Annotated in this window: 37 protein-coding genes; 11 read left to right on the top strand and 26 right to left on the bottom strand. The window is 68.1% G+C overall.

All coding sequences use genetic code 11. The annotated features are described in order from the left end of the window. Positions 1-6 precede the first annotated feature (6 nt). Entirely contained in the window at positions 7-351 is a 345-nt protein-coding gene (locus QK440_RS00625; RefSeq protein WP_282790908.1) for a hypothetical protein, read from the bottom strand. A 61-nt stretch (positions 352-412) separates the two neighbouring features. Next, positions 413-1,228, bottom strand: a complete 816-nt coding sequence (locus QK440_RS00620; protein WP_282790907.1) for a glycoside hydrolase family 16 protein — start codon at positions 1,226-1,228, stop codon at positions 413-415. A gap of 187 nt (positions 1,229-1,415) precedes the next feature. On the opposite strand from QK440_RS00620, the gene QK440_RS00615 reads away from it, so the two are divergent. Together QK440_RS00615 and QK440_RS00610 are read left to right on the top strand one after the other, a co-directional pair. Further along, a complete protein-coding gene (locus QK440_RS00615; protein WP_282790906.1) occupies positions 1,416-1,607 on the top strand; it encodes a hypothetical protein in 192 nt (63 codons plus the stop codon). A gap of 73 nt (positions 1,608-1,680) precedes the next feature. Next, the gene (locus tag QK440_RS00610; protein ID WP_282790905.1) at positions 1,681-2,064 is read left to right on the top strand and encodes a hypothetical protein; all 384 of its coding nucleotides are present in this window, start codon (positions 1,681-1,683) and stop codon (positions 2,062-2,064) included. 140 nt (positions 2,065-2,204) lie between these two features. On the opposite strand, the gene QK440_RS00605 is transcribed toward QK440_RS00610, so the two are convergent. The 22 genes from QK440_RS00605 to QK440_RS00500 form a co-directional block, all read right to left on the bottom strand. Continuing rightward, complete coding sequence (locus tag QK440_RS00605) at positions 2,205-2,444, bottom strand: DNA-binding protein (protein ID WP_282790904.1); 240 nt, start codon at positions 2,442-2,444, stop codon at positions 2,205-2,207. A 122-nt stretch (positions 2,445-2,566) separates the two neighbouring features. Further along, on the bottom strand, positions 2,567-3,280 hold the full coding sequence (locus QK440_RS00600) for a hypothetical protein (RefSeq protein ID WP_282790903.1): 714 nt from the start codon (positions 3,278-3,280) through the stop codon (positions 2,567-2,569). Between the two features lie 137 nt (positions 3,281-3,417). Then, positions 3,418-3,600, bottom strand: coding sequence for a hypothetical protein (locus tag QK440_RS00595; RefSeq protein WP_282790902.1), 183 nt, complete (start codon positions 3,598-3,600; stop codon positions 3,418-3,420). After that, positions 3,597-4,103, bottom strand: coding sequence for a hypothetical protein (locus QK440_RS00590; protein WP_282790901.1), 507 nt, complete (start codon positions 4,101-4,103; stop codon positions 3,597-3,599). The genes QK440_RS00595 and QK440_RS00590 overlap by 4 nt, the downstream gene beginning before the upstream one ends. Then, positions 4,100-4,639, bottom strand: a complete 540-nt coding sequence (locus tag QK440_RS00585) for a hypothetical protein (RefSeq protein ID WP_282790900.1) — start codon at positions 4,637-4,639, stop codon at positions 4,100-4,102. Before QK440_RS00585 ends, QK440_RS00590 begins: the two co-directional genes overlap by 4 nt. A gap of 20 nt (positions 4,640-4,659) precedes the next feature. Beyond that, a complete protein-coding gene (locus QK440_RS00580) occupies positions 4,660-4,869 on the bottom strand; it encodes a hypothetical protein (RefSeq protein WP_282790899.1) in 210 nt (69 codons plus the stop codon). A gap of 83 nt (positions 4,870-4,952) precedes the next feature. Further along, positions 4,953-5,570 carry a hypothetical protein gene (locus tag QK440_RS00575; protein WP_282790898.1) on the bottom strand — a complete coding sequence of 206 codons (618 nt, stop codon included), beginning with the start codon at positions 5,568-5,570 and terminating at the stop codon, positions 4,953-4,955. Positions 5,571-5,721: 151 nt separating this feature from the next. Continuing rightward, positions 5,722-7,815 (bottom strand): hypothetical protein, encoded by a 2,094-nt coding sequence (locus QK440_RS00570; RefSeq protein ID WP_282790897.1) that lies wholly within the window; start codon positions 7,813-7,815, stop codon positions 5,722-5,724. Continuing rightward, positions 7,815-9,155 carry a hypothetical protein gene (locus tag QK440_RS00565; RefSeq protein ID WP_282790896.1) on the bottom strand — a complete coding sequence of 447 codons (1,341 nt, stop codon included), beginning with the start codon at positions 9,153-9,155 and terminating at the stop codon, positions 7,815-7,817. Before QK440_RS00565 ends, QK440_RS00570 begins: the two co-directional genes overlap by 1 nt. A gap of 21 nt (positions 9,156-9,176) precedes the next feature. Continuing rightward, positions 9,177-9,368: a DUF4236 domain-containing protein gene (locus QK440_RS00560; RefSeq protein WP_282790895.1), complete on the bottom strand. Its 192-nt coding sequence runs from the start codon at positions 9,366-9,368 to the stop codon at positions 9,177-9,179. After that, positions 9,368-9,673, bottom strand: coding sequence for a hypothetical protein (locus tag QK440_RS00555; RefSeq protein ID WP_282790894.1), 306 nt, complete (start codon positions 9,671-9,673; stop codon positions 9,368-9,370). The genes QK440_RS00560 and QK440_RS00555 overlap by 1 nt, the downstream gene beginning before the upstream one ends. Before the next feature lie 14 nt (positions 9,674-9,687). Further along, positions 9,688-9,984 carry a hypothetical protein gene (locus QK440_RS00550; RefSeq protein WP_282790893.1) on the bottom strand — a complete coding sequence of 99 codons (297 nt, stop codon included), beginning with the start codon at positions 9,982-9,984 and terminating at the stop codon, positions 9,688-9,690. A gap of 16 nt (positions 9,985-10,000) precedes the next feature. Next, positions 10,001-10,189, bottom strand: coding sequence for a pRL2-8 (locus tag QK440_RS00545; protein ID WP_282790892.1), 189 nt, complete (start codon positions 10,187-10,189; stop codon positions 10,001-10,003). A 33-nt stretch (positions 10,190-10,222) separates the two neighbouring features. Then, positions 10,223-10,396, bottom strand: coding sequence for a hypothetical protein (locus QK440_RS00540; RefSeq protein WP_282790891.1), 174 nt, complete (start codon positions 10,394-10,396; stop codon positions 10,223-10,225). A 95-nt stretch (positions 10,397-10,491) separates the two neighbouring features. After that, on the bottom strand, positions 10,492-10,692 hold the full coding sequence (locus QK440_RS00535) for a hypothetical protein (protein ID WP_282790890.1): 201 nt from the start codon (positions 10,690-10,692) through the stop codon (positions 10,492-10,494). A 43-nt stretch (positions 10,693-10,735) separates the two neighbouring features. Further along, on the bottom strand, positions 10,736-10,915 hold the full coding sequence (locus QK440_RS00530) for a hypothetical protein (RefSeq protein ID WP_282790889.1): 180 nt from the start codon (positions 10,913-10,915) through the stop codon (positions 10,736-10,738). Positions 10,916-10,957: 42 nt separating this feature from the next. Beyond that, entirely contained in the window at positions 10,958-11,404 is a 447-nt protein-coding gene (locus QK440_RS00525; RefSeq protein ID WP_282790888.1) for a hypothetical protein, read from the bottom strand. Continuing rightward, a complete protein-coding gene (locus tag QK440_RS00520) occupies positions 11,404-11,589 on the bottom strand; it encodes a hypothetical protein (protein WP_282790887.1) in 186 nt (61 codons plus the stop codon). Before QK440_RS00520 ends, QK440_RS00525 begins: the two co-directional genes overlap by 1 nt. A 160-nt stretch (positions 11,590-11,749) precedes the next feature. Further along, positions 11,750-12,187: a hypothetical protein gene (locus tag QK440_RS00515; RefSeq protein WP_282790886.1), complete on the bottom strand. Its 438-nt coding sequence runs from the start codon at positions 12,185-12,187 to the stop codon at positions 11,750-11,752. Positions 12,188-12,549: 362 nt separating this feature from the next. Further along, positions 12,550-12,798 carry a hypothetical protein gene (locus QK440_RS00510; RefSeq protein ID WP_282791019.1) on the bottom strand — a complete coding sequence of 83 codons (249 nt, stop codon included), beginning with the start codon at positions 12,796-12,798 and terminating at the stop codon, positions 12,550-12,552. After that, entirely contained in the window at positions 12,795-13,247 is a 453-nt protein-coding gene (locus QK440_RS00505; protein ID WP_282790885.1) for a hypothetical protein, read from the bottom strand. Before QK440_RS00505 ends, QK440_RS00510 begins: the two co-directional genes overlap by 4 nt. Continuing rightward, entirely contained in the window at positions 13,247-13,546 is a 300-nt protein-coding gene (locus tag QK440_RS00500) for a hypothetical protein (protein WP_282790884.1), read from the bottom strand. The genes QK440_RS00505 and QK440_RS00500 overlap by 1 nt, the downstream gene beginning before the upstream one ends. A gap of 195 nt (positions 13,547-13,741) precedes the next feature. Here QK440_RS00500 and QK440_RS00495 point away from each other — a divergent pair, with 195 nt between their 5' ends. From QK440_RS00495 to QK440_RS00485, 3 genes are all read left to right on the top strand, one after another. Next, positions 13,742-13,936, top strand: coding sequence for a hypothetical protein (locus QK440_RS00495; RefSeq protein WP_282790883.1), 195 nt, complete (start codon positions 13,742-13,744; stop codon positions 13,934-13,936). 146 nt (positions 13,937-14,082) lie between these two features. Further along, positions 14,083-15,555: a peptide deformylase gene (locus tag QK440_RS00490; RefSeq protein WP_282790882.1), complete on the top strand. Its 1,473-nt coding sequence runs from the start codon at positions 14,083-14,085 to the stop codon at positions 15,553-15,555. Continuing rightward, on the top strand, positions 15,552-15,947 hold the full coding sequence (locus QK440_RS00485; RefSeq protein WP_282790881.1) for an NUDIX hydrolase: 396 nt from the start codon (positions 15,552-15,554) through the stop codon (positions 15,945-15,947). The genes QK440_RS00490 and QK440_RS00485 overlap by 4 nt, the downstream gene beginning before the upstream one ends. 53 nt (positions 15,948-16,000) lie before the next feature. Here the strand turns inward: QK440_RS00485 and QK440_RS00480 are convergent, their stop codons facing one another. Continuing rightward, positions 16,001-16,834 (bottom strand): hypothetical protein, encoded by an 834-nt coding sequence (locus QK440_RS00480; RefSeq protein ID WP_282790880.1) that lies wholly within the window; start codon positions 16,832-16,834, stop codon positions 16,001-16,003. Between the two features lie 1,403 nt (positions 16,835-18,237). Here QK440_RS00480 and QK440_RS00475 point away from each other — a divergent pair. The 3 genes from QK440_RS00475 to QK440_RS00465 all read left to right on the top strand — a co-directional run bounded on the left by QK440_RS00475 (position 18,238) and on the right by QK440_RS00465 (position 20,528). Next, complete coding sequence (locus QK440_RS00475; RefSeq protein WP_282790879.1) at positions 18,238-18,645, top strand: hypothetical protein; 408 nt, start codon at positions 18,238-18,240, stop codon at positions 18,643-18,645. A gap of 873 nt (positions 18,646-19,518) precedes the next feature. Next, positions 19,519-19,824: a hypothetical protein gene (locus tag QK440_RS00470; protein WP_282790878.1), complete on the top strand. Its 306-nt coding sequence runs from the start codon at positions 19,519-19,521 to the stop codon at positions 19,822-19,824. A 176-nt stretch (positions 19,825-20,000) separates the two neighbouring features. After that, entirely contained in the window at positions 20,001-20,528 is a 528-nt protein-coding gene (locus tag QK440_RS00465) for a hypothetical protein (RefSeq protein ID WP_282790877.1), read from the top strand. 18 nt (positions 20,529-20,546) lie between these two features. Here the strand turns inward: QK440_RS00465 and QK440_RS00460 are convergent, their stop codons facing one another. Continuing rightward, on the bottom strand, positions 20,547-20,912 hold the full coding sequence (locus QK440_RS00460) for a hypothetical protein (RefSeq protein WP_282790876.1): 366 nt from the start codon (positions 20,910-20,912) through the stop codon (positions 20,547-20,549). Between the two features lie 654 nt (positions 20,913-21,566). On the opposite strand from QK440_RS00460, the gene QK440_RS00455 reads away from it, so the two are divergent. The 3 genes from QK440_RS00455 (at position 21,567) to QK440_RS00445 (ending at position 23,964) form a co-directional block, all read left to right on the top strand. Then, positions 21,567-22,013 (top strand): hypothetical protein, encoded by a 447-nt coding sequence (locus QK440_RS00455; RefSeq protein ID WP_282790875.1) that lies wholly within the window; start codon positions 21,567-21,569, stop codon positions 22,011-22,013. A gap of 12 nt (positions 22,014-22,025) precedes the next feature. Then, entirely contained in the window at positions 22,026-22,352 is a 327-nt protein-coding gene (locus QK440_RS00450) for a hypothetical protein (protein WP_282790874.1), read from the top strand. A 274-nt stretch (positions 22,353-22,626) separates the two neighbouring features. Then, positions 22,627-23,964: a hypothetical protein gene (locus QK440_RS00445; protein WP_282790873.1), complete on the top strand. Its 1,338-nt coding sequence runs from the start codon at positions 22,627-22,629 to the stop codon at positions 23,962-23,964. Positions 23,965-23,967 lie beyond the last annotated feature (3 nt).

The following is a 23,967-nucleotide window of genomic DNA, read 5'->3' as shown; positions in this document are numbered from 1 at the left end:
CTCCGATCACGAGATCGACAGTGTCAGACCACCGGCAGCAATCTTGAACTCGTCGTTGAGCGCGAGGGTCTTGGGGCCGTCCAGCGGTCCATACCACCAGCGGACCGGGGTTCCGGCAGAGTCCCAGATCTCCCAGCCGACGATCGTCCCCGCAGGCATCCCCGTCCAGACCAGATCCGCGCTGGTGGAGACGCTGCCACCCGAGGCCGCGGCCACGCTGAGGTTCTTCCGGGCGTAGGACCCGCCCGTCACCTCAGTGCCGGCCGTCGCGTCGTCCCCCGCCACGGTGACGAGAGCAACCTTCAGCGGTGCCGTGGGAGCGGTGGTGGCCGTTCCCATGAGCCAGTCCACGGTCCTGTTCTCGGCTGTATTCGAAAGGTTGTCAGCGATGGCTACGGCCCTCCTTCCGGGTTCAGCCCCAGGTCCAGCCTTTGACGTAGGCGATGTCCATCTGCGCGGACGAGTTCGGCGCGGCCCGGTCCCCGTTGAGGGCGGCCTCGTTCTGGATGATCCAGCTCATCGGCTTGTCGGGGATACCGCGGGTCGAGCGGCCGATGAGCCGGCCGTCGAGGTAGTAGCGGACTTCGCCCGGCTTCCACTCGATCACTGAGGTCCGCCAGGTGCTCCAGTCGCGGTTGGTGTCGAAGGCGTCCTGCTTGCCGCCGCCTTTGGGGTGGGTGAAGGCGTGGATGTCCTCGGTCCACTCCAGCTCGGGGAAGTCGATTTCGCAGCCGGGGCAGGTCTCGTTCACGACGGGCCACAGCAGGTGTGCGCTCTTGTAGCCGACGGCGATCTTGGAGACGCGGAAGCGCTCCTCGTACCTGCCGTACTTCTGCCCCCACAGCTTCTTCGGTACGACGGCCGCCGAGTGGACGGGGCCGCTGCTGCCGCGCCACATGCGGATGTGCATCTGCCCGCCGGAGATCCACACCGTGGACGCCGGGTCGTAAATCCCGCCGACCGGGTAGCCGCGCTGCGTGGCGGTGTCGGGCCAGCCCTTTGGATAGGCCCACCAGTTCGCCCGGGTGCTGCCGGACAGGCCCCCGCAGTAGGCGCGCGCCGTGTCGACGTAGTGGCCGCAGTCGGAGAAGCGGCCCTTCGTCACCGGGGTGTTGAAGCCGTCGGAGAACCGCAGCTTCCACGCGGGCCCGGCGTCGGCGGTGGGCGCGGTGAGGCTGGCGACGAGGAGACCGGCAGCCGCGCCGAGGGCGGTGAGTACGCGCTTCAACCCGCCACCTCCGTCCGCAAGGTGGGGTTCCGCCGCCCGGGGCGGGGGGGGGGCTTGCCGGGCGGCGGAGAAATGGGGGTGGTGGGGCACAGCAAAGCCGCCCGTATAGCATGCTTGACACGGCCGACCCGTACCGCCATAGTGAATGTCAAGCGCGCTACACAAGGTGGCGGCGGAAGGGAACACCATGACGGTCACCGCGCAGCAGGTACAGAACCTCTGGGACAACGGCGGCACACTCGATCGAGGCCAGGGCCACGAGCCCGTTCACCAGCAGGAACTCGGCGAGATGGGCGACATCGACGTCCACGACGACGGCACCCTGGGCCCGGGCATGGCACAGGTCCTCGCCGACCAGATCAACTCCTACGACGCCTAGACACACCAACCGCCGCCGTGACGCCGAGCCGACGCGTGACGGCGGCACCATCACGCCCGAGAGAGGTCAGCGCATGAAGGTAACCGCACAGCAGATCCGAGATCTGTGGAAGAACGGCGGCAGCATCGACAGGGGCGACGACTACACCCCTGTCACCCTCGAAGACTTCGAGGGCCTCGACATCGACACCGACGATGAGGGCAACCCCACCGAAGAGATGTGGCAGGTCCTCGCCGACCAGGTGAACAGCGAGCTCCCCGGCGCCCACGCCGGCCCCACCGCCGAAGGGGACCTCCTCGACGACATCGCGGCCGCAGCCCGCGCCATCACCGACGCCGAAGAACACCGAGACAGCCTCATCCGCGCCGCCATCGGACGGGTCCCCGTGACCGCCATCGCGGACGCAGCAGGCCTGACACGCGCCCGCATCTACCAGATCCGCGACGGACGGCGCTGACCCGCACCCCCGCGTTCGGCACCAACTGCAACAAGAGGGCGCCGCGTCCGCCCGGCCCCCCACAGAGCCGGGCGGACGAAGCGGGCCGAGCGCTGGCGGTGCTACAAGACCCTGCCTGCGCCGACCACCAGGCGCAGGGTCTAGGCGGCGTTCCGCTGCCGCTGCTTGAGCGGAGGTGCCGGGGCGGCGGTGACGAGCTCGCGGGTATCGGGGTCGCGCTCGGCGGCGGCGACTTCGTTGAGGTCGTAGCGCGCGGCCTTGCCTCTGCCGTAGACGGTGATGCGGCCCTCGGAGGCCCACCGCCAGACGGTCCCGACAGGCCGCCCGGACCAGTAGGCGAGGTCTACGGCCGTGACGAGGGTGGGGGTGCCGGAAGGCATCGGATCACCTCCGGATACGACGAAGGCCACCCGGGGTGGCGGGTGGCCTCAGCGCGAAGTTCAGCTATCTGAGCACAGAGTGACTTCGGTGATCGCCGTTTGTCAAGCGCTCAAGTACCGGGTCATGCTGCCACCCCCTGCTCATGAGCGAGAACTGCGGCCTTCTGCGCTTCGCGAAGGTCGCGCCACTCCCCCAGCCCGTCCCACCTGGCCCCGCACGCGTGGCAGTGGATGCGGTGGTTGTCGGTGGCCGCGGTGAGAGGCTGCCAGCAGAGGGCGCCGTCCTCGTAGCGGGCCGGGCAGAAGCCGACCTGGACACGGCCGCCGCGCTTATCGCCGTCAGCGAGGGCCCGGCATTCACCGTGCAGGCGGCGCAGGTCGTCGATGTCCTGCCCGATGCTGTCGTAGGACGAGCAGGCCCACAGCAAGTTGTCGCCGAGGAACTTCACCAAGTGCGGGACGGCTTCGGCGGAATTGCCGCGCCACGGGGCGACCGTCCAGCCGAGCGCGCCTCGCCACGCATCCTCGATCGCCGACAGCCGGGCGGCTATCCCGCCGGGCCCGACGAGGGCGAGGACGTCGAGGCGCGGCGGGATCGGCGGCGTGCGGCTCCCAGACGTGACGGCACCAGCACGGCGCCCACCCTTCATCAACATCGCCGTCGAATCCAGCCGGGAGAAGAGCACGGGGAGTTCGCGGACACGAGCGGCCGTCGCGTCCTCGCACGGGCGGCACGCGAACCGTCCCGCCTCGGTGGCCCAAAGCTGCCGACCGCACCGCGGAGCGACACAGGTCGGCCAGTCGTAACCATCCAGCTCGGTGGGGTCATCGTGCACGGCGGGCTCCTCGGGTGGCACGGGAAGCGGGGGGTGCGTTGAGCCAATGATGCACCAGAGGGTTGACAACACCTGGCAGATCACGCGGCAGCGCCCCCAACAGCTTCCCGTTGGGGGCGCTGCTGGGGCGGGGCGGCCTACTCCTGCGTCCTCAGTCCGGTGAGGGCGAGGGCGAGGGCGGTGAGGATGACGGCGAACACGGCCACGACGACCGTGGCGGCCTGCACGTCGGACGCGCCCGCCGTATGTACCGCGTAGGCGACCGCCACCAACAGCGCCGATGAGACGGCCACAACAGCGGTCAGCATGCGGGCGTTCACACGGCCTCCGGATGGCTGACGCGGGTGACGGGGACTACTAGGTAGTCGCTGGGCGCCGCGTCGAAGACGTACAAGCTGTCCTCGTCGTCGCAGTTGTAGCGGTTGGGGCAACCGAAGATGCGGTGCCGCAGGAACTCCGCCCATCCCTCAACGAGATCATCCTTGGTTAGGGGGCGAAGCGGGCGTGGCTTCTCGTGCCCCCAAGAGGCGTGCGCCGCTAGCGCCTCCAAGACCTTGTCGGCGGGTAAACCGTGGCCGATCGCGTAGACGGTCCGGCACGCGATGTCCTCATCCCAGTCAACGTCCTCCGGATCAAGGCCAGGCTGCTCCCGCGGCAGACCGACGAGGGAGATGCCACGCCAGGCCCGCACCCAGTTGTAGTCGATCCCGGAGTGCGGGCCCCACCACCAGACGTGCTCCGGGTCGATGTCGTAGCGGGCGAGCCGCTCCTCCTGGGCAGCCGTAAGCGCGCTCTCACGGGCCCGGACCCTTGTGGCGGTCATTGGCTTCCACCCTGGTTGATGGTCTTGGACCACACCGCGCGGGTCTCGGTGTGGGTCGTGCGCTGGTCCTGCGTGACGGGCGCGTTGTAGTGGTGGTGGTGCTGGGCCGGGACGGCCTGTTTCAGGGCCTTGCCGAGGACTTTCGCCAGGCCCTTGGCGGAGAAAAACGTCACAGGTGGAGCGGCGGTCAGGCAGCCGACCACAACGGGATCGGCCTCGCCGGAGAAGTACAGGACCGCCGAGGCGGCAACACCGACGCACAGGGTGAGAAACCCGCTGGCCACCATCACCACGCTGGCATCGGTGGCCTTCTGGCTCATCGGCGGACGGCCCGGCTGCGCAACGGGCGGAGCGGCGCCGACCAGAGGCACCGGGCTCGGATCGCAGTAGGCCGTCGGGGCCTTGCGGATCTCCTCGAGGATCGCGGCGTTCACCGCGTCCTTCAGCTCGGCGCCGGAAGGACCGGCCGACGGATTATGAGACCGCTGCCCGACCGCGGGGTGGTCGAGCGGCGGCCGGTCGGACAGCGGCTCCATGACGATCTCCTCTGGTGTGGTCAGGCCGCGACGGCGGCGTCGAGCTGGCGGGCGACGGCCGCGCGGGCGGCCTGCTCGGTCGGGTGGCCGCCGGAGCGGACCGTGCTGCCGTGCCGGCGCACCAGCCGGCCGTCGGCGCGCCGGGCAACCGCAGCCCAGGCGGGGGCCGTCGGCGCTTCGAGGGCTCCGGCGGTCTGGAAGGTGTCGATCACGAACTCGGGTCCGGGCATGAACATCTCCTTGTCGGGACGGGGTGGATCGCTGGTCCAGCTCCCTGACCGCCAGGACCGTGCGCCTGGCGGGCAGGCAGCGGTCAGGCCGCAGTCCCAGCGTTCGGTGTGGACTTGCCGGTGTTGACCTTGCGGACGGAGGGCTGGGCGGACGGCGTCTTCGCGGCGATGCCCGAGGTGGCCTTGGCGACTTGGGCGTACCAGGTGCCGCCAACCGACTTCCCGCCGTGCTTGGTCTTCTCGTGGGAGCGCAGCGCCTTGGTGGCTTCCTTGGCGTCGCGGAAGCGCGGCTTCTGCTTCCAGCCGCACGGGCAGGAGCAGCCGACGAGCCCGGAGCGCTTCTCCGCGCCGAACCGGGACGCCTTGTAGACCTGCCACTTGGACACGCGGGTTCTGGTCGGCGTGGCGGGGCACGGTTTAGAGCCGGAGAAGGAGCCGTCCTTGCGCTTGGTGAAGATCTGCCCGTTGCCGCCGCAGGTGGTGCAGCCTTCATGGGTGGCGCGGAGGATCGCCGCGTCCTTGCGGGACCGCAGCCCGTCCTTGTGGAGGTCGAGGTGGTCGACGACGCGGATCATGGCCCAGGCGGTGAGCCGGACGTGCAGCGGGCCCGAGCGCGGGATGCGGGGCCGGCGGGCGCGGCTGACGGTCTTCCGGCGGCGCGCGGCAGTCCGCTTGCGGGCGGTCGGCTTCTTGGTGGCCATGATCACAATCTCCCAAGAACGAAGCGTGCATATGTGGATCAATAGGGCGTCTATGGGCCGTCTAAGGCCCGACTATCGCCCGTCTACGACCCGGCTACCTGCGACTTTCCTTGAGTGGCTAGACGGGCTGTAGACGGGTCAAAGACGGGGGTTAGGCGGCCCGTAGACGGGCCAAAGACGGGTCCAGCAGCCCTGCGGCAGCCTGCTCGACAGCTCCGCGGGACCAGCCACGGACCTGCGGCCGTCCGTCCCACTCCTCACGGCTGGCCTTCACCGACGGGGCATGCTTCCTCAACAGTTGGGCGAGGGACGTCGCATCCGACTCGATACCGGCCTCGGCCAGCGCGGGCAGCAACACCTCCGTCGTCGGCAGAAACTGCTTATCCCCGAAAGCCCGAAGCAGGACCGCCACCACGGCCGCATCCTCTACTCCTCCTTGCTCGTCGAGGGCATCGAGGCGGTCCGCCAGTGAGGCCTCGCCCGCCGCGCCCTCCTGGCGGATGACGTGGAGCAGGTCGGCGGCGGCGAGACTGTCGTGATCGAACCAAGGGCGGCCGGCTTCTTGGCGGGCCTTGACCGCCTGCCGGATCTGGTCCCGTTCGAATCGGTTCCACCGCCACAGCACGGGCCGGTCGAAGCCGGGTCCGGCGATGTAGAACTTGCCTGCGTCGTAGACCCGCTCGTCATCCACGGCCGGGCGCAGCCGGTCGGGACGGTAGCCCATCGCGCTGGCTCCCTTGCCGAGCACGAGCTGGATGTCCTCACTGCGCGCGGCCAGCATCACCCGGTACGTAACAGCGCTGGCGATGGCATCGCCGAGCGAGTCCTGCGTCGCCTCCTGTGCGGCGAAGATGAGGTAGACGCCCGTCTCCCGGCCGATGCGAAGGATCTCGATCGCGATTTCCTTGGCCTCCGGGGACAGGAAGATGAACTCGTCGATGAACCCATAGATCGCAGGGTTCTCGGCGGTGGGTTCCCACAGGTCGCCCATCTCCTTGGCAGACTTGACCTGGTTGCGGGCCGAGGCGATGTCGCGCAGCCACCGGAGCTTCTCCGTGCACTCCTCGCGACCCCTGATGGGCGGCAGCGCCATGACCTCGGAGAATTCTCGGATGCCATCCTTGACCGGGTCCATCTCGATGGCGATGGCGTCCCGGCAGGCGGTGACGGCCTCGGCGAGGCAGCGCAGGGCACCCTTAGTCTTCGCCGACCCTGACGAGCCGATGATGAGCATGAACATTCCGCGCAGCCGGGCCTCGAAGTGGGAGCCGTCCATGCAGCGTCCGTACACAACGGCGTCCCGCACGGACAGGCTGTTGGGGGCGTGCACCGTTGGGCGCGGCATGTCGACAAAGGGGTCGGACTGCACAAGGCGCAGCGTGAGGTGGGAATTGTCGTTGGGGTCGGGCTCGCTGAGGGTGCCGCCCTTGCCGATGCCGAAATGCGAGTCGAGTTTGCTCATCACGGCGTTGACCTGCTCGGGTGCGGCGCCCTTGAGGGAGACATCGATCTCCCAGCCCCAGCCGCGGAAGCCGAGCACTCGTACCGTCCGGGTACCAATGCCTTCCCAGGCCAGCGCCCGGGAGACGCAGTCTTCGACTTGGCCCGGGGACTGGCACATGGCCAGCGGGAACGGCTCGTCCGAGTTCGGGTCGTCCTGGTCGGCGATGTACGCCTCGGGGGCGATGTCGGGCCGGTTGAGCCGGTACCGGCCGTAGACGGTGATCGCCGTTCCGGCGATCAGTCCGGTGCCGGTCGGCGGGATCGCCATGGACAGGCCGACCGGGTCCATGTCACCGGCGGTGATCAGGGCGATCCAGCCGGACAGGTTCAGCGCGCCGGTGATGCCGCCGGTCCAGCCGAGGAACCGCCAGCGGGCATGCCGCACCATCGTGACCTTGTTCCAGTCGGCGGTGCGCTGCATGCCGCCCATCACCTCCTGGAGATCGTGGGCGCGCACGTACCGCCAGCCCAGGTAGGAGACGGCCTTCAGGCCGTGGGCGAACCAGCGGCCGAGCACTCCCCCGCCGCGCGCGGTCAGCCCGACCGCGCGGCCGGTCGTCGCGGCGACGACCATCGCCGCCGTGCCGACCTTGTGCAGCACCGGCTCGCCCGGCTCGTACACCTCGACGACGCCCGGCGCGATGTCCTCGTCCTCGCCCTCGTCGGGGGTGACGACCTCACCCGGCACGATCTTGTCCAGGTCCCAGTCCGCAGGCAGACCGCGGTCCATCTCGGTCGTCATCACTGGTCCTTCCCGAGCGCGTTGCGGGCGGTGATGGAAGCCTGTCGGCGGGCGGCCTGAGAGAACTTCGGAGTGTCGTTCGGACGTCGCACTCCGCGCACCTTCGGCCCCCCCGCGTGGCCGCGCCGCGAACGAGGGGGCACTTGTTGATCGACCTGCGGCGACTTGGCCCTGCTCCGAGCGTTGACGGGGGTGCCGGTGCGGGCTGATTCGACGCGCGCGGCGGCCACGTTGCGAGCCCGGATCACCTCGGCGGACTCGCCCGGATCGGTGCCCTCGATGTCAAGGTGCGCGCGCCGCCACACGGCCTCGGTCACGGCCGTCTCACCGAGCGCGGCGGCGAGCCGGCACGCGTGCTCCCACACCTTCGGGAACTCCGCGGCGCGCGCCGCGGCCAACTGTTCCGCTGCGGCTGCCGCGGCCTTGTCCGCCGCCTTCTTCTCGGCCGCCCTGCGGGCCTCCTCCCTCGCGGCCGCCTTCCGTTGCCTCCGGCGCTGACGCCACGACACCTTCCCGTCGCGCTTGCGGAGGCGGCCATGCTCGTGCAGATCCCACATCCCTGGCCCGGCAACGGAGGCGAGGGCGGTGCCGAACGCCGTCGCCGGGTCGTAGGCGGCAAGCCCGTGCACGATGTTGATCGTGGCGGCGGTCAACGCGCCGGCCCAGGCGACGAGCCGGTAGTGCCAGTGCGGGCGCCCGGCGGTGACCGCGGCAGCAGCACCGACGAGGGCCACCAGGGCGATCAGCTCAATGAAGAACGGGGCGACGACCAGATACTCGGCGCCCGGCCGGTAGAAGGCGTTCATCTGCACCGGCAAGGCCACGGCCGCGCACAGCACATAGAAGCCTTTGGCGACCCGGCGCCACCGCTTGCCGGCCTTCTCGACCGCCTCCGCCTGCTCGGTTGCGGACTGCCGCTGTTCCGCGGCCTGGCGGTCGGCTTCCTCACGGGCGCGGTCGGCGTCCGCCTTGCGCTTGAGGCTCTCGGCGATCCGGGCTTCGGACGCGGCCTGCTCCTCGCGGGCCTTGCGCTCGGCGCGGTCGTTGGCCAGACGCATCCGGCGCGTCTCCTCGGCAGCCTTGGCGCGGATCGCTTCGGCCTCGGCGGCTGCCCGCCTGAGCGCGGCTTCCTTCTGCGCCTCGGCGGCCAGACGCCGCTCCTCCGCCTCAGCCCACGCCTTCGCGGCGGCACTCTCGTCCGGCGTCTCGACGGCGGGCTCAGGGTCGCGCTGTTCCTCGACGGGCTCAGGTACGGGTGTATCTGTGGCGGGCCGCCAGTCCCCGAGCACGGGCATGGCCGGCCTCCGTTGGCCGTTCATCAGGGGCGGACTGGCGGTCATGACGGGCGGTTCCTTTCCTAGTCAGCGGCGACGGTGGTTGTGGCGGTAGCCGAACGGCCCAGGAAGATCCATGGAGGTGGTGCGGCGGCCGGTGGAGGAGATCGTGTGGCGGGGCCCGTGACGGCCGCCGAGCGTGATCGACCACGACCGACGGTTGATGTTGAGCTGGACCCCGGGGAAGATCCGGAAACTCCTGCGGAACGTGACCGGCATCAGAGGACCGCCGTTCCGTGCCGGCTGTGGTCCGTCGCCATCTCCCGCAGCACCGCGAGCCGCTCCGGCGCGTGGTTGCGGGTCGCGCGGATCTCCACGGAGCAGGTCTGCACCGAGCACCGGTACACCTCGGTGGTCACCGCCTGCGCAACCCGCTCGGTCAGCGTCACGCCCGCCGAGAGCATGGCGAAGGCGACCGTCAGCGTGGACAGCACCCCGACGTCGTGATCGGCCAGTTCGACAACGGTGCTCCCAGTGATCACGGCAGTTGTGGCGCCGCCGATCAGTTCGACGGGGTGGGGCATCCTCACAGCTCCTCCTAGACCGGCGCGCCGGTGCGCGCCTTGTGGAATTCGCGGACAAACTCGTCAGTCAGGCCCGAACCGAGCGCGGCACCGACCGGGCCGATCCCCGTCACGGACGCCGCCCACAGCTCCAGCCACGCCGCCCGCGTCGCCGCGTAGTTGACGACCGGGCGCAGACAGCGGACGGCGAACACGACCGCGCCGAGCCCGGCCATGACGGCCAGGGCCAGAGACCGCAGCGCCCACACCCGCAGCCACGCAGCCGACCGGAGCAACCGACCCGGCTTCGCAGTGATCAGATACGGGCGCATCACAGCCCCCTCAAGGTCAGATCCAGATGGACGGCTTCTTCGGCACGATCTTGGTGCCGTTGCCGTGGTTGGTAGCCGCGCAGGCGATGCACTCCAGGCAGTCCTCGAAAAACCCGAGGTGCCTGTGCGCGTCGGGATCCTCCGCGTGCTGCCAGCACTGCCGGCACTCACCCGGAGGCGGATTCGCGGCCCTCGCCTTCGACATCCCTCCTCCTTCCTCCGGGGCTGTCCCGGCCCCTCAGCGGCCTCGGAAGGCCGCCCGAATCAGGCTGGACACCACGTCCGTGACGTCGGTGACCCGTCCCGACTCCAGCTCGTCGGCCCGGTCCTCGTAGCGCTTCGCGATCTCGTCCTTGCCGCGGCTACGCAGTTCCTTCGCCGCCGCCCGGTTCTTCGCGGCCTGGGCCCTCATACGGTCAGACACCTTGGTGGTCCTCTCGAACACGGTCCGGGACTGTCCCGGCTCCCCGCGGCCCCGGCACGAAGTCCGGGACCACAGGCAACCGGTCAGCGCTTGGTGCCGCCGCGCCAGAAGCTGACCTCCTTCGCCTTCTCGTTGGCGATCTTGTTGAGTCGCTCGTACTCCGGCGTCTCGTGGCGGATCCCCGCCTTCTCCTCGCGCCGCTGGTTCGCGTGCAGTGCCGCATCGGCCGCCTTCATCTCGGCGATCGCGGACTTCTCCTCAGGCGACTTCTTGAACAGGCCCATAGGGCTTCCTTCCGTTGTCGGGAGGAGCGGATCGGGCAGCCGGTCAGCGGTTGAAGGTGTGGCCGAGCGGGCCGTTCATGTCGCCGTTGATGTAGGTCGTGCCGTCGCCGTTGTTCACCTGCACGGTCGTGGTGTGCTGGTCGACGGTCACGTCACCGGTGTTGCCGGACTGGACCACCGCGTCTACGGCCGCGTCGGTGATCTCGTTGCTGGAATTGCCCATCACGGGCTCCTCTCGGTGGAGTTGGATGGTGCGTAGTGCTGTTCAGCGCAGCCGGTGCGCCAGATGCGCCGCCGTGGCCAGGAGCTCGTTGTGGGCGTCCCGTGCCGCATCACCGACCGCGTCGACGTCGCTGTCCGCGGCATCGCCGAGCGCGAAGGACGCATCGACGAGCCGGTGGGCCAGGTCCAGGACCTCGCGGTCGCGGGTGGCGATCTGCACGGCCGCCATCGCCCGCGTCACCGACGACCGCGCCTCATAGCGGGCCTCACGCGTCTCCCGCGTGTCCGGCAACCCCTCACGACGGGCGGCGATCTTCAGATACTGGTGACGCCGGTGATCCACCCCAGCCGCGAGCAGATCCGACAGCGCATCCAGCAAACGCTCACGCCACCACTCCGCCCGCTCCCGCCGCCCCTGCAGCAGGCCCGTCACCTGCGTCACCAGCACACCCGCCAGGGCGGCAGCAGCAGCAACGATCGCCGAAGCCATCAGCGCGTCTTCCAGCCCACGTCACCAGTCGTGTAGTCGACGCCGAACACGGCATCGTCCTTCAGGCACTCGTACCGACCCCCACCGATCGGCGCAGCGGGCTCGCCACAGTGCTCCGGGGCCGGCTGAGTCGCCATGTACTTCCGGTGTGCCGAGTCCAGCCAGTCACGCTCCGCCTGCGACATAACGCTTCCTTCCGTCAGAGAAACAGGGATGATCGTGCGAAGTGCGCGCCCCGGGCCGGATCCGATCCGACGCCCTCGCGGCGGGATACCGGGGCTAGAGCCGTGACGGCGGGGGCCGCGGGGGAACGAAACCCCACCGCCACGGCGAACAAGGGGCGGCTCAGCGGCCGGTGTACGGCTGGGCGCGGCACTTCTCCGCATGCGCCTGCGCCCACTCACGGGCAGCCTGAACGAGCGGGACGGCGGCTTCGGCGGTGACGTCGGCGTCGTCACCCAGCAGAAAGTGGCCGTCGTGCTGGTCGTGAAAGTCGGGGCTGACACAGCCGTGGCCGTGACACTTAGCGACCGCACCGACCCTCACTCGAAGCTCCCGCTCCCAGATGGAGCCTCCGGACTTCCGCTCCTCGCTCGCCCGGATGAACGCATGGACGGAGACCTGCGACTTGCCGGCCGTGACGAAGTCGCCAGCCTCGTCGCGGTCCGTACTGCCGTAGAAACCGCGCCCCTTCTCTGCCTCAGCCGCAATCCTCCTGCGACAGGCTCGGATCGTCTGGGCCACCTCGAACTTCAGGTCAGGGGCGGTCGGGATGTACGTCATGAAGCCCTCCCGGGCAGATCAGGGATCAAGAAGTGGAAGCCGTGGGCGGCGGGTGGAGAGGAGCCGTAGACACCGCCACCCACGGCAATTGAGGGGGCGGGGCTAGCGGACCGGACGGAGCGGTCGGAAAACGGCCAGGCGCGGCGGACGATTCGCCTGCCGGTCCTCCTCCGCCTCCAACAAAGCCGCAATCAACACGGCGCCAGCCTCAGAAACATGGCCGTCCATCGCCCACTCACCAGCCGGCGACTCGAACCGGAACCGCATGAACGGGGCAGCCCCCCGGGCCGGATCAACCTGAGCCATCGAACGGCCGATCGCAATACCCGCCTGCAACGGATGCCTGAACCGCGGCCCCGCACTCACGACGACACCGACCGGACGATCACGAGGAACGCGTCCGACGGATAGTCGTAGACGACCTCCGCCGGCACACCATCCGCACGACGAGCCTTGGCGAAGTCCTCCGCCGGCCAGGAGCCGAGCGGGCCACCAGCCGGGAACGACGCCAGAACCTCACGGCGGACCAGCGTCGACGCGTCATGCGCAGCACGATCCGCGGGCGACAAACCCGGCTGCGTCGCCACAGAGCGCACGATCATCGCAGTCATGACGCCACCGCCTTCCAGCCGCGGGCCAACTCGGCAGCGTCCTCGATCAGCTCCAGCACCTCGCCAACCGCGCGGCCAGCGGCGTCATTCCAGGCAGCGATCCCCGACCCCTGCATGCCGGTACGGACATGAACCATCAGCGACAGAACCCGGTACGCCGTACTGATGAACGAGGCGCCCGGAGCAGTGACACACTCCAGCGCACCCATCAGGCAGAAGCCCGACTCGGAACGCGGCTCCCACTGCACCCAGCCCTCACGCACCAGCAGCACAGACACGGCATCCAGCTGGCGCGCCGCAGACGCCGAATCGGCATCCAACGACTGCACCGTCAACCAGTAGCACGGGGTAGCGAGCAGCCGGCGCGCCGACTCCAAACGGGCCACACGCTCCGCCTCAGCCACCGGAGAGTAGACGGCGGGGGTGGGGCTGGGGGTCGACGTGGCCATCAGGCCCTCCCCACGTCGGTCGTGACGAACGGGGCGGGGAGCTTGGGCAGGTCGACGTCGAATACCTGGGCGAGCAGGTAGCGGGCCATCGTGTCGTGCTCCAGCTCGGACCGGCCGGTCGGCAGCGTCAGGATGATCTCGCCCGTCTTGTGCTGGATGACGGCCCCGAAGAAGCCGGGGTCCGTGATCGAGCTGTCGATCAGCTCGGCGTTGCTCTCAGCAAGCAGCCGATCGATCGGCGCCGACAGCAGGCGGTCGGCGAACGGGGCACTGGGGGGCGCGGAAGTACCGCTAGCCACACCCATAGAATGAGCAGCAGCCATCAGGGTCTCCTCTACAGACCTGATCGGTTAGACCCTGCCTCGGTGTGTGGAAGCCCGAGGTGGGGTCGTTTTTTTGCACACGGAAGGCGGTGGAAGGCGCCTTCCAGGTGGCACTCCACCAAAGTAGCGTGGTGCCTGGACGGTGGCAATCCACCGTGCGAAGATTTCTCCATGCCGCACGGAATCCACAAGAACTCGGCCCGCACGTACCGGCCCGACCCCGAGCTGTACGCGCGCGCCCAGGTTGCAGTGGCGTCCGTGGGGTCTGACATGAACGCGCACATCTGCGCGTTCCTCCGTTGGCTCACCCATGACACCGACGAGCTGCCAAGACGGCCGGACAAGTCAGTGCTCAGCGCCGAGTAGCGCCCAAAGCTGATCGTCACGATCGGCTCCTTCAAGTAGGCGCGCGAGTTGTTTCGCCCGCCGCTAGGAGGAGATCGCGATGACGGGGTGTGATGGCAGCCTGAGAGTCGATCACTCACACATCACTCATAGGCACAGGGGGAGCGATGCAGGCGGCAGCCGAGGCGTTCATCGCCGAGCTGAAGCACTGGCGCGACGTGCGCGGCAAGAGCCAGTCGAAGCTGGCCCGCGAGGTTGGGTACACGCCGTCCTATGTGTCGAAAGTCGAGGGCGGCCAGCTACCGCCGTCCGAGGAGTTCGCAGTCGCGGCCGACGACGCGCTGCAAGCCGGGGGCGCGATCCGCCGCGCATTTCGCGACATTGCCAAGCACGGCCAGCCCGTGGCTCCGCACCCCGCGCCGAGCGGCGAGGACACGCACACGACGAACCTGATCGTCGAGCATGAGGACACGACGCTCCACTATGACGGGCACGTGTACCGGGCCACGCAGCGGCGCCGGCTCTACAACGACTCTCCTGACCCGGTGACCCGCTATCTGATCCGGATCTCCGTCGACCGCTACCCGGGCGATCCGGAGCGGTCGAATCAGCACTACCGGGACAACCCGCTGACGTGGGAGGAGATCGGCCTCAGCGCCTCGCTGGACGGGGAACCGCTGACGTGGCGGGTTAAGCATGATCGGGACGCATTCAAGGAGCTTTGGCTCCTGTTCGACCAGTCTCCGCTCTATCCTGGCGAATCATCCTGGCTGGAGTACACCTACACGGTCAGCGATCAAAAATGGGGATCCTGGTTCCAGCGCGCGGTCCGGCTGCCCACGCAGCGGATGAGCGTCCGCCTGGATTTCCCCGCCGAGATCGACCCGACGGTGTGGGGCACCGAGACCACCATGACCGCCGAAGCCCTCCCCCTACGCACCCCGATCCGGCGCACCGAGCAGGACGGCCGACGGATCTACGCGTGGTCGACGGTCGACCCGCCGCTGCACGCCAGGTACAGGCTCGAGTGGAAATTCCGACAGCGCCCCGATCTTGAGGAGTCCCAACAGGTGGAGACCGCGACCGAAGCGACCGCTAGCGAAAGGATGCGCGCCGTCGGCGTCGTCCAGGAGGGCGATCCGATCCTCACCAAGGCAGCGAGGACGTTCGATCTGCCAGCCGAAGCCGAGGATGCCCGCCGCGTCATCGCCGAGCTGATTTCTGCGTGCGAGCGCGCCGCAACGGTGCACGTGTTCGGTAAGGGCATGGGGATGGCCGCGCCGCAGATCGGTATCGACCGAGCCGCGGCGATCGTCCGCACGCCCGAGGGAGACTCGATCACGCTGTTCAATCCTCGGATCGTCGAGGAGTCCCCCGAGCAGGACGAACAGTACGAGGGCTGTCTAAGCTTTTTCGATGTGCGGGGCAAGGTGCCTCGCCCGCTTGCGATCTCCGTCGAGCACTGCGACATCGATGGCACGGAGCGGATCACCATCTTCGAGCGTGGCCTTGCCCGGCTCGTCGCTCACGAGGTCGACCACCTGCACGGGCTGCTGTACCGCGCGCGGATGCGGGACGGCGTCGAGCCGATCCCCGTCTCCGAGTACCGGGGCACCGGCAGTTCCTGGCAGTACCGGTGACCGAGCCGCCGGTCGCGGCAGCGGTGGTCGTCCAGGCCGGCCGGCTGCTCCTGATCCGGCGCCGCGTCCCCGAGGGCGACCTCGTCTGGCAGCTCCCGGCCGGCAAGGTTGAGGACGGCGAGTCCGCCGAGCAGACGGCTGTGCGCGAGACGCTGGAGGAGACCGGGCTGGTGGTCGAGCCGATCAAACTGCTGGGGGAACGCGTCCACCCCAAGACCGGCCGGCTCGTGTCGTACACCGCGGTCCGCGTCCTCGATGGCGAGGCGCGCGTCGCCGACGCCGAAGAGCTCGACGCCATCGCCTGGATCGCCCGCGCCGAGATCGCGGAGTACGTGCCCTACGGGCTATTCGAGCCCGTGCAGGAGTACCTCGACGGCGTCTTGTCGGGCTGACACCGAACAGGGCAGGCACCCCGCCCGTGATGGGCGGGGCCTCGCTGTGCTGGCTAAGCGTTGGAGATACGACGGAGGTCGTAGGGGGCGGGATAGATCGCTCCTTCTAAACCTCGCCAGGTGAACTTGGCGGTGCCGCGGACATGTTCCCTGACCCAGGTGCGGGTTTCATCGATCGTGTCCTTCCGGATGCGGCGCTGGTGTTCGCCTACCCAGTGGGTCAGGGCGGTGCGGCGACTGCGTCCTTCTTCGGTGTCGCGGAGGCGAAAGAGCGCGCGGGCCCCTTCCGGGGTGGTGGGGATCATGACACCGGCCTCGGCGCCGGGGAGCTTCAGGTAGGCGTACCAAAGGTAGTCGCGACCGAATTGGACACCGAGGGTCACTCGGAGGGCTCCACACTCGGCTGGGTGGACCTCGTGGAGGGGTTGGCTGGAGGCAAGATCGATCCAGCTCTTCCAGTTGCCTGCGCTGTTGGTTCCGAAGTATTGGACGGAGGTCCGTCCGATGCCGGTTCGCCGGTCGAGGTAGAGCCGCTGGGAGGCGACGATGTGGCGAGTGATGGTGGAGACGGGCATGAGCGGTCGACGGACTGTGATGTAGCGGTGGACCGCAATCTTGCCTTCGGGGGCTGGGGCGACGACGGTGCAGTTGATGCGGCGTCCCAAATCGTCGAGGGTGACGTCGCTGAAGTACTCGTTGTCTTCGACGTCATCATGGGTGCCGGAGTCGAGGAAGAAGGACTCAGCCTTGTCGAAGTTGCGGAGCGGGATGGGGTAACCACCCTTCTCGAACCGATCCTTCTTGATCTTGCTGGCGTTCATGAGCAGCATCAGGTCTTCGACGTGGAGCCGGACCTGCCTTGCGCGCTCGGCCTCCTGTGGCGGCATCCCAATCCCCTCCTCGGCTCCAACTAGTCTCGCCACAACCCAGCTTCTGCAGGCCTCGTTCCGCAGAAGGACCGCGGCCCCAGGAAGGCGTCGTGACGTTTTCCGGCCAGCTTCCCGATCGGGATCCGCCCTTCGGGGTCGGTGGTGCAGACTGCGTGGAGGCGTTGCCGTGGGTTGTCGCCAGCGCCTTTCCGCTGGTGGGGATGAGGTCGCGGACTCGCACCTCCGCGTGGTACCGGGGTTTCGCGCGCATCTGCCGACGCGTGGGCTCTGACGGCCCGGTTGACATTCGTACACGGCTGGTCAGCGCCTCATCATCTGGGCTGGATGCCGTCGCCCGCCTATGTTCTTGCCCCATCGGGTTGCGACAAAGGCCCGGACACGGAACCCGGCGGCTCGGATGCGCCGGCGCCGACAGCTAGTTACGGCCCTTAAGGGCAGCCTTTGTGTCACTTCTGTGTGAACTGATCTTGCACTCGTCTGTTTGGCTTGTCGCACCCCTTGAAGGAGTCCTGATGCCGCTGCCAGCCACCCCGTCGCCTCCTGACTGTCCAATTTCAGCCGTCTGCGCTGCTGCCGTTTTGTCCCGTCAGGGGGCTTTTCGATGTCGCTCGGTGCCGTTCGATGTCGGTTGATGTCGCTGGATGCGGGATGGCGGTGCCGGTTTTCGATGGCTGGATTACGGGGTGGGCGTACCTTCGAGGAGCGGGTCGGATTCTCGGCCTCGGGACTGTGGTTGCGACTCTGAAGCGGAGGGCCGTGCTCCGTTTTTGTTACTTCTGCTTTGTGACAGCGCTACGTCCTCTGATCTTGCTGGAAGGTGTTTGGCTTGTCGATGGAAGGGAGTCGTCGAGACACCGCTCGAAAGAGCTCGGCCATAAGCGGGCGAGGGTCGGTCGGATGAGGTAGTGGGTGGGCGCGGGGCGTGGGGGCCCGCTTCTTCCACGCCCGCTCCGGGGGTAGCGCGGCCGAGGCGCTGGTCGCGAAGATGAGCCAGCCCTCGCGAAGATGGGCACCGACGGGGTGCGGCGAAAATCCCGCACCGTCACAATCAAGCCATTCCCACATGACCGATATCTACACTTTCGCACATTGGGACTTCACAAAGTCGCCGCGCCGCCCGCTATCTTCCCGTCGACGAACCGCGCAGGTCACCGATCTGTTTACTATGCAAAACACAAGGTCAGCGCATAGTTCACAACTTAGTTGGCAACTGATTTGGCGACTTAGTTTTGCACTTATGGCAGAGCTTGAACCGTTCGCAAGCGCTGTGTCTGATACCTGTCGCTCCGGTAGGTTCCTCGGAACGCGGACGGCCGGGTGCGTCAACACCCGGCCGCCGTTAACCAGCGAGTTCCAGCTCGCTGATCACTGAGTCCATCCCGTCAAGAAGGGACTTCATCATGGAGTCTACGCTGAACTCGCAGTCGGGCTTAAAGCCCGGCTGCAACCTTGGCGCCGAGCCGCCGCTTGCGGCTTCCTCTCCGGCGGCACCACACCTCAACGTGGAAGTGTGCTCGCCCCTTCCCTCGCCGGCCTGTCCGTCCCTCTCCCCCGGCTTCGTCTTGGGTGCTCCGTTGCCGGAGTTGCTGGCTGTGGCGCGCGTGGAGCTGACGGAGTCTTCGATCACCGATCGGTCGTTCTTCGGTGCGGTGGTGGAGTTGAGGGGCGGTGAGGTGGTTCTGGCGATGCCGACCGGCCGGTCTGAGTTGGAGCGCGACACGATGGCGCGGTATCTGATCGCGCAGGCGTTCGGGGTGGCTCTACCGAAGTTGTCGGCGCCGTTCGCCACGTCGGTGACAGCGCACTGATCGGCCTCGGGCTGCGCTGGCGCCTGTGAGGCGCCGGCGTGGTGCGCCACCCCCGCCGCCTTCCAGCCGCTTTGACCTCTGGCCAGTGTTTGGCCGCGCGAGCGGAGGGAGCGCGCCAGATCCTACCGTCTCGGGCAAGTCGGACGCTGCCCAGGTCGGCGGCTTGTCGGTAGGCGTCTGGTTCCGGCAGCCGCCGGGCGGGCTGGCCGTAGCGTCTGGTTGGCCGTCGAGTTTCGGTCAGCTGGTCTGGTCGGGTCTGGTCCAGTCTCGTGCGGTCTCTTCGAGTCTTTTCGGGTTTAGTCGGCTGGAGTCGAGTCTTCTCGCAGGTGACCGTGCCGGTTTTCGATGGCTGGTTCCGCGGGTGCCGTAGCGTCGGCATGGAGGCGAGCGGTCGCTTCCGGTCATTTTCCAGCGGCCGTTGGATCATGCCGGGTCCTCGGGGAGGGAGGTGGTTCACGATGGGGTCGCCTGGTGGGGCCGAGCACGTGTCGCACCGGGTTATCGCACGCGCTCATGCGGGCGCTGATTCCGTGTCACCCGGGCGTGACAGCGAGGCGGGACGTGAATTGACGTCCCCAGGTACACCGGGTGGCGGATGTCTGTACTGTCCTGGAAACGCGGACGGCCGGGTGGTCATCACCCACCCGGCCGCCGACAACCAGCGAGTCATCACCTCGCTGATCAAGAAACCCGCTCCTAGCAGAGAGAGGTTCATCAATGACTGTAGCGGCTGAGCGTGGCGTAGTGCCTGTGTCACCGTCCGCCGAGCCCGTTCCCTCCTTCGGCGAGCGTCGCGTTCCGGCTCGGATCGGCTGGCCGGGTCGTGAGCAGCTGGTCGAGATTCCGTGCCGGTCGTGGTGTGTGGTGGATCATGTGTCCGATGGCCAGCGCGCCCTGGAGGACGTGGACCATTACGGCGCGCCGGCGCTCTGGTCGGTGGGCTCGTTCCTCCTGCCGGGCGTGAAGGTGCACGAGCTCGACGTCCGCCTGCACGCCGACCCCTGCAGCGAGGATCCGCGGTTGCGGGAGACGCACCTGGTCGTCAGCACCGACGACGCCTTGGATTCGTTCCTGACGCCGGACATGGCGGAGGCTGCCGGGAGCAGGCTGATCGCGTTGGGTCTGGCGATGCAGGAGCGGGCCCGCATGGCCCGTCAGGTGAACGCGGCCGCCGGCTGATCGCGGGTTGCGGCGGCGCCCGCGGGGATGCCGCCGCTGCCGTGCCGGGGGCGTGCCACGGGGTGTGTGCTCGTCTCCCGCGCCTCGCTCGGCCCTGAACCAGTCGGCGTGCAGTTCAGGGTAGCCGCTGGACGGAACCCGCCCTTCCGATCACCGGCGCCTGCCAGACTCAGGGCATGTCCGAAGCGATCATTGGCGGCCTAGTCGGCGGCCCTCTCGGCGCGGTCATAGCCCTGGTGGGCAACTACTTCGTGGTGCGGGACTCACGGTGGGGGCGAGAGGCAGCCGCAGAGCAGCAAGCAGCCGCCAAGCTCCGGGCGATCCTGCGTTCCGTGCACTTGGGTGACCGGTCGGTCAGAGGCTACAACCACCAATTACGGTTCACCGAGGACTGTTACGTGGAGATCTTCAGCTTCCGTCACCGTCAGGTCCGGGAACGCCTCAGCACCTCCATCGTCATGTACATGAATGCCACCGTTTCCCCCCGCGTCGCGGGGCCTGAGGCTGCGTTATATGCGCAGCACATCGCCCTCCTGGACGTGCACGAGGTCCTTGAGGCCCGCCTGGACCGCAAGCGCCTGCCGCGTCCGCACCCGGAGTGGGTCGCGGCCACCAAGGACCTCCCTGAGGCAATGGAAGAATTGCAGGCTCGGATGGTCGACGAGCGCAGGGAGTTCGAGCGCCAGCAGGAAGCGGTCGAATGACCACCCCAGGACAGCCGCCTACCGGCCCCAACGCAACGCCCGGGCCAGGAAGTGGTTCGGCCGGGTACCCGGCTGGCTGACCAGCTTGCTGATCACCACCTCGCTGCTGACCTCCAAGCGTGGGTAGGTGCGGCGGCGGGTGCAGATCAGTAGCGGGCGGGTGCCCTTGATGACCGGGCGAGCCTTGGGGTGGGTGCAGGTGTCCGCGCCCTGGAGGCCGCAGGCCTTCTCCCGGACGCCCGTCTCGATGTACCGGACCGTGCTCCCCGGGGTTTCCGCTTCCGTGATCCGCGCGAAGCGGTCCGGCCGCTGCTGGCGGCGGCGTGGGGCGCCGCCGCGGGCCCGCAGCAGACGCAGCTCGGCGCCCTGGTCGGCCTTGCTCACGGTGTCGCCTCCTGCGGGCACCGACAGCCAGGCAGGGCCACGGCCACGCGCTGCTCGAAGCCGATGCACAGGCCCTCGGGGCCAGCCGTGCGCGACTCCCCGACGAACCCCACCTGCCCCCGCCGCTGCTCGCCGACAGGCATTCCTCCCGCGTGTTGCGGACCACCACCATGTCCGTGTGCAGGATGCGGGCTGCCCTGTCCAGCGCTTCGCACGGGGGCGGGCATCCGCGCTCATGGAACGTCGGGGCGCAGCGCAGCAGCGTGACCGCCGGCTCCACAGCCATGGCCGCCGGCGCCGAACAGGTCAGCTTGCCGCGGGCTTGTATGGGTGGCGGTGTGCGGTCCGCCGTGGGGAGCACCGTGGGCCTAGTAGGAGCGCGCGGTGTCCGTGTGCGGTATGGCGGTTGAGGGCGGTCGGCCGGACACGACGGTACCTCCGCCCATGACGGGTGGGGGCATGTTCGTGTCATTGGCACAGGGTTGGCGTTGCAAGGGCGACGAGCCACGCGTCACTCACTTGCCGCCACCTTTTGATTACATTCTCGCCATACATGCTGGTCAACTGCCTCGAACGAATGTTCTTCGTGATAGCTCTGGTTGCGCATTGACCACGCATCAGGGGGTTTCGTTGAAGTTTGCAAAGACTGTATTGATGGCTGCTGCGATGGCCGGCATGGCGGCGCCGCTGGTTGTCGTCCCGGCAGCGGCAGCCGAGGAGGCGCCGGAGCCCGTGCACGCCGCGGCGACCTGCAACGGCCAGCCGAGGAAGACCATCTTCCGCAAGTACTACCGAGGGCCGCTGATGGTGCCGCTGCGCTGCGGCGACAAGAACTGGGGCTACAAGCACCTGGTCGCAAAGGGGCGTTGGAGCAAGCCCTTCGACAAGAAGATCGGCCGGACCATCTGGAGCGGTACCATCACGGCGCAGGGTCCCGGACAGCGGATCTTCGAGCGGCTCCAGCCGGGATGTCCGCTGAGGAGTTCGTTCAAGGTGGTAACCAACCCGGGCGTCTACAGCGGTGACCACAGCATCAATCCGCAGGGCGTCATCACGGCGTTCAGGCCGAGGCAGTCAAGTTCGGCGGCTGCGGACTGCTAGAGGGAGGCGTTCATGCCGTCTGCTTCCGAGGTGAGGGACCTGTTGGTTCCGCACTTGATGGGCAAGTTGTTCTCGGCCGCTACTGAGCTGACCGTGACCGGTCTGGATGTTGTGGAGCATGGCCGGACGTTCACGCTGGTGGTCGAGTTGGAGGCTTCCAAGCAGCGGTGGCGGGTGCGGTTGGAGAGCGACCGGACGCAGATGGCGATCTTCAATGGTTTGCCGCCGCACCACCTCGTCCGCGGCATCGCCAACGACTTCCGCATCCGTTTGTTCGAGTGGTGGGACACGAAGGACGTCGACCGGCAGGCGGCGAAGCTCGGCGAACGCCTCGACTGAGCTTCCGGCCAGAGCGCGCAGCGCCCCCGTAGCCGTTCGGCTGCGGGGGCGTTGTCGTGTCTGGGCTTCGGGCGCGGTCCGGGGGCGGTCGGAGCGGGGGCGGCCCCTCTTCGCCATTTTCAGTCGTGATCGCGCCACGGGTGTGGTGCCGTTTCCCTGTGGGCCGTGTGCCCCTGTTACCTGTGGTGCGGCCGTGGCTGCATGGGGTGGTTGCGGCGTGATGCTCTGAGGGGGGCTTGTGCGAAGTTCGGGTGCGCGTAGATCGCGGTTGCGTATGGCAGCCGTGGTGGTGCCGGCGTTGTTGGGGCCGTTGCTGGCTCCGGCGGGGAGTGCCGGGGCGGAGGAGCCGGTACAGGAGGTCATCTCCACGGTCGCGCCGTTTAACAGTGAGGATCCGAGTCTGGAGGAGCTGCGGAAGCCGGGTGCGGTGGAGCGGCTGCGGGCCGTGCAGCGCGGGCAGGGGCAGGCGGTGTTGCCGCGGGAGACGGTCGGGCCGGCGCGCTCGAGTCTGCCGCGGGCTGTGACCGAGTCGGCGACGCCGTCCGGGCCGGGGCGTGACGTGTCGACGGCTGCGGTGCAGTTGCCGGAGCCGGCCCGCTCGATGTCGCGGAAGCAGTGCGAGAAGAGTCTCGGCAACAAGGCGTTTTACGTCCGGTCCCGGTTCGCGGTGTGTTCGGGCCGGAAGTTCAATCAGGTGTGGCGGAAGCAGGGCCGACCGGTGGGCTGGAGTTCTTACAGGGTGATGACGGTCGGCACTGTTGCGAAGAACAGTCGCACGGTGACGGTCACGTATCACCTGACGGACTTCCGGTCGAGAGGCGTTCACAACGCTTTCGGGCTCGGTATCCATCTCCGGGGCAAGATCGACAAGAGTTGGCCGAGCGGCGTGAATTACAAGTACGGCGGGGCGCGGATGCCGGTGAGCAAGGGCTGGGGTGACAGCAGCTTCAGGCACACCATCTACGCTGCCCCAGGGCAGGGGTACCGGACGGATGACCTGGTGCACGCGGCCTACTCGGCGAAGGTCACGATGACGCCGCCTCCCGGCTGGACTATTGAGATCCCCAACGGTGGGAACGTGTTCATGTTGCCGCCGCGCTGGGACAAGGCGTCCTACCTGCCGAATAGTGCGAAGGGGGCGGCGAGCTTCGCTGTGACGACGGCGTTGCCGTACAGCAAGAAGGCCGGTGCGCCGGAGGCGGCTGTCGCGAAGCACATCGAGAAGGCGTTCAAGCGGCCGGGGCAGACGCAGCCGCCCTACAGCGGCAAGCGGCTGCCGGGCCAGGACGCGGATGAGCCGCTGACGCGCCTGTACAGAGACAGGGCTCGGATGAAGGAGAACTACAACAAGTCACGCTACAATTGCAAGAAGTACTTCGGGGACAACTACACCGATGGCGGTAAGGAGTGTGACGAGTTCCCCTTCAAGTCCACATATGAGGGGGCAGCTGCTGCCAGGTACGACCATCGGGTGCATCCGAAGAATTTCAGCGTGCAGGCGCTGCCTAAGAAAGACAACGGGGCGGCAGGGAATCTCCTGCGGGACTACTACGAACTGAATCGGGTCGTCGATGGCCCTGATGACGGATTCCTGGTGAAGATTACGTCTTGACTG

Source organism: Streptomyces sp. CC224B (assembly GCF_030010595.1).
Taxonomy (GTDB): domain Bacteria; phylum Actinomycetota; class Actinomycetes; order Streptomycetales; family Streptomycetaceae; genus Streptomyces; species Streptomyces longispororuber.
Note: the sequence above shows the minus strand (reverse complement) of the source record. Positions and strands in the feature narration are given on the sequence as shown.

Excerpts from the sequence above, each read along its gene's own strand:
- QK440_RS00615 (WP_282790906.1), top strand. The coding sequence starts at position 1,416 with ATGACGGTCACCGCGCAGCAGGTACAGAACCTCTGGGACAACGGCGGC.
- QK440_RS00610 (WP_282790905.1), top strand. The coding sequence starts at position 1,681 with ATGAAGGTAACCGCACAGCAGATCCGAGATCTGTGGAAGAACGGCGGC.
- QK440_RS00605 (WP_282790904.1), bottom strand. The coding sequence starts at position 2,444 with ATGCCTTCCGGCACCCCCACCCTCGTCACGGCCGTAGACCTCGCCTAC.
- QK440_RS00590 (WP_282790901.1), bottom strand. The coding sequence starts at position 4,103 with ATGACCGCCACAAGGGTCCGGGCCCGTGAGAGCGCGCTTACGGCTGCC.
- QK440_RS00585 (WP_282790900.1), bottom strand. The coding sequence starts at position 4,639 with ATGGAGCCGCTGTCCGACCGGCCGCCGCTCGACCACCCCGCGGTCGGG.
- QK440_RS00580 (WP_282790899.1), bottom strand. The coding sequence starts at position 4,869 with ATGCCCGGACCCGAGTTCGTGATCGACACCTTCCAGACCGCCGGAGCC.
- QK440_RS00575 (WP_282790898.1), bottom strand. The coding sequence starts at position 5,570 with ATGGCCACCAAGAAGCCGACCGCCCGCAAGCGGACTGCCGCGCGCCGC.
- QK440_RS00570 (WP_282790897.1), bottom strand. The coding sequence starts at position 7,815 with ATGACGACCGAGATGGACCGCGGTCTGCCTGCGGACTGGGACCTGGAC.
- QK440_RS00565 (WP_282790896.1), bottom strand. The coding sequence starts at position 9,155 with ATGACCGCCAGTCCGCCCCTGATGAACGGCCAACGGAGGCCGGCCATG.
- QK440_RS00560 (WP_282790895.1), bottom strand. The coding sequence starts at position 9,368 with ATGCCGGTCACGTTCCGCAGGAGTTTCCGGATCTTCCCCGGGGTCCAG.
- QK440_RS00555 (WP_282790894.1), bottom strand. The coding sequence starts at position 9,673 with ATGCCCCACCCCGTCGAACTGATCGGCGGCGCCACAACTGCCGTGATC.
- QK440_RS00550 (WP_282790893.1), bottom strand. The coding sequence starts at position 9,984 with ATGCGCCCGTATCTGATCACTGCGAAGCCGGGTCGGTTGCTCCGGTCG.
- QK440_RS00545 (WP_282790892.1), bottom strand. The coding sequence starts at position 10,189 with ATGTCGAAGGCGAGGGCCGCGAATCCGCCTCCGGGTGAGTGCCGGCAG.
- QK440_RS00540 (WP_282790891.1), bottom strand. The coding sequence starts at position 10,396 with ATGAGGGCCCAGGCCGCGAAGAACCGGGCGGCGGCGAAGGAACTGCGT.
- QK440_RS00535 (WP_282790890.1), bottom strand. The coding sequence starts at position 10,692 with ATGGGCCTGTTCAAGAAGTCGCCTGAGGAGAAGTCCGCGATCGCCGAG.
- QK440_RS00530 (WP_282790889.1), bottom strand. The coding sequence starts at position 10,915 with ATGGGCAATTCCAGCAACGAGATCACCGACGCGGCCGTAGACGCGGTG.
- QK440_RS00525 (WP_282790888.1), bottom strand. The coding sequence starts at position 11,404 with ATGGCTTCGGCGATCGTTGCTGCTGCTGCCGCCCTGGCGGGTGTGCTG.
- QK440_RS00520 (WP_282790887.1), bottom strand. The coding sequence starts at position 11,589 with ATGTCGCAGGCGGAGCGTGACTGGCTGGACTCGGCACACCGGAAGTAC.
- QK440_RS00515 (WP_282790886.1), bottom strand. The coding sequence starts at position 12,187 with ATGACGTACATCCCGACCGCCCCTGACCTGAAGTTCGAGGTGGCCCAG.
- QK440_RS00510 (WP_282791019.1), bottom strand. The coding sequence starts at position 12,798 with ATGACTGCGATGATCGTGCGCTCTGTGGCGACGCAGCCGGGTTTGTCG.
- QK440_RS00505 (WP_282790885.1), bottom strand. The coding sequence starts at position 13,247 with ATGGCCACGTCGACCCCCAGCCCCACCCCCGCCGTCTACTCTCCGGTG.
- QK440_RS00495 (WP_282790883.1), top strand. The coding sequence starts at position 13,742 with ATGCCGCACGGAATCCACAAGAACTCGGCCCGCACGTACCGGCCCGAC.
- QK440_RS00490 (WP_282790882.1), top strand. The coding sequence starts at position 14,083 with ATGCAGGCGGCAGCCGAGGCGTTCATCGCCGAGCTGAAGCACTGGCGC.
- QK440_RS00480 (WP_282790880.1), bottom strand. The coding sequence starts at position 16,834 with ATGCCGCCACAGGAGGCCGAGCGCGCAAGGCAGGTCCGGCTCCACGTC.
- QK440_RS00475 (WP_282790879.1), top strand. The coding sequence starts at position 18,238 with ATGGAGTCTACGCTGAACTCGCAGTCGGGCTTAAAGCCCGGCTGCAAC.
- QK440_RS00465 (WP_282790877.1), top strand. The coding sequence starts at position 20,001 with ATGTCCGAAGCGATCATTGGCGGCCTAGTCGGCGGCCCTCTCGGCGCG.
- QK440_RS00455 (WP_282790875.1), top strand. The coding sequence starts at position 21,567 with ATGGCTGCTGCGATGGCCGGCATGGCGGCGCCGCTGGTTGTCGTCCCG.
- QK440_RS00450 (WP_282790874.1), top strand. The coding sequence starts at position 22,026 with ATGCCGTCTGCTTCCGAGGTGAGGGACCTGTTGGTTCCGCACTTGATG.
- QK440_RS00445 (WP_282790873.1), top strand. The coding sequence starts at position 22,627 with ATGGCAGCCGTGGTGGTGCCGGCGTTGTTGGGGCCGTTGCTGGCTCCG.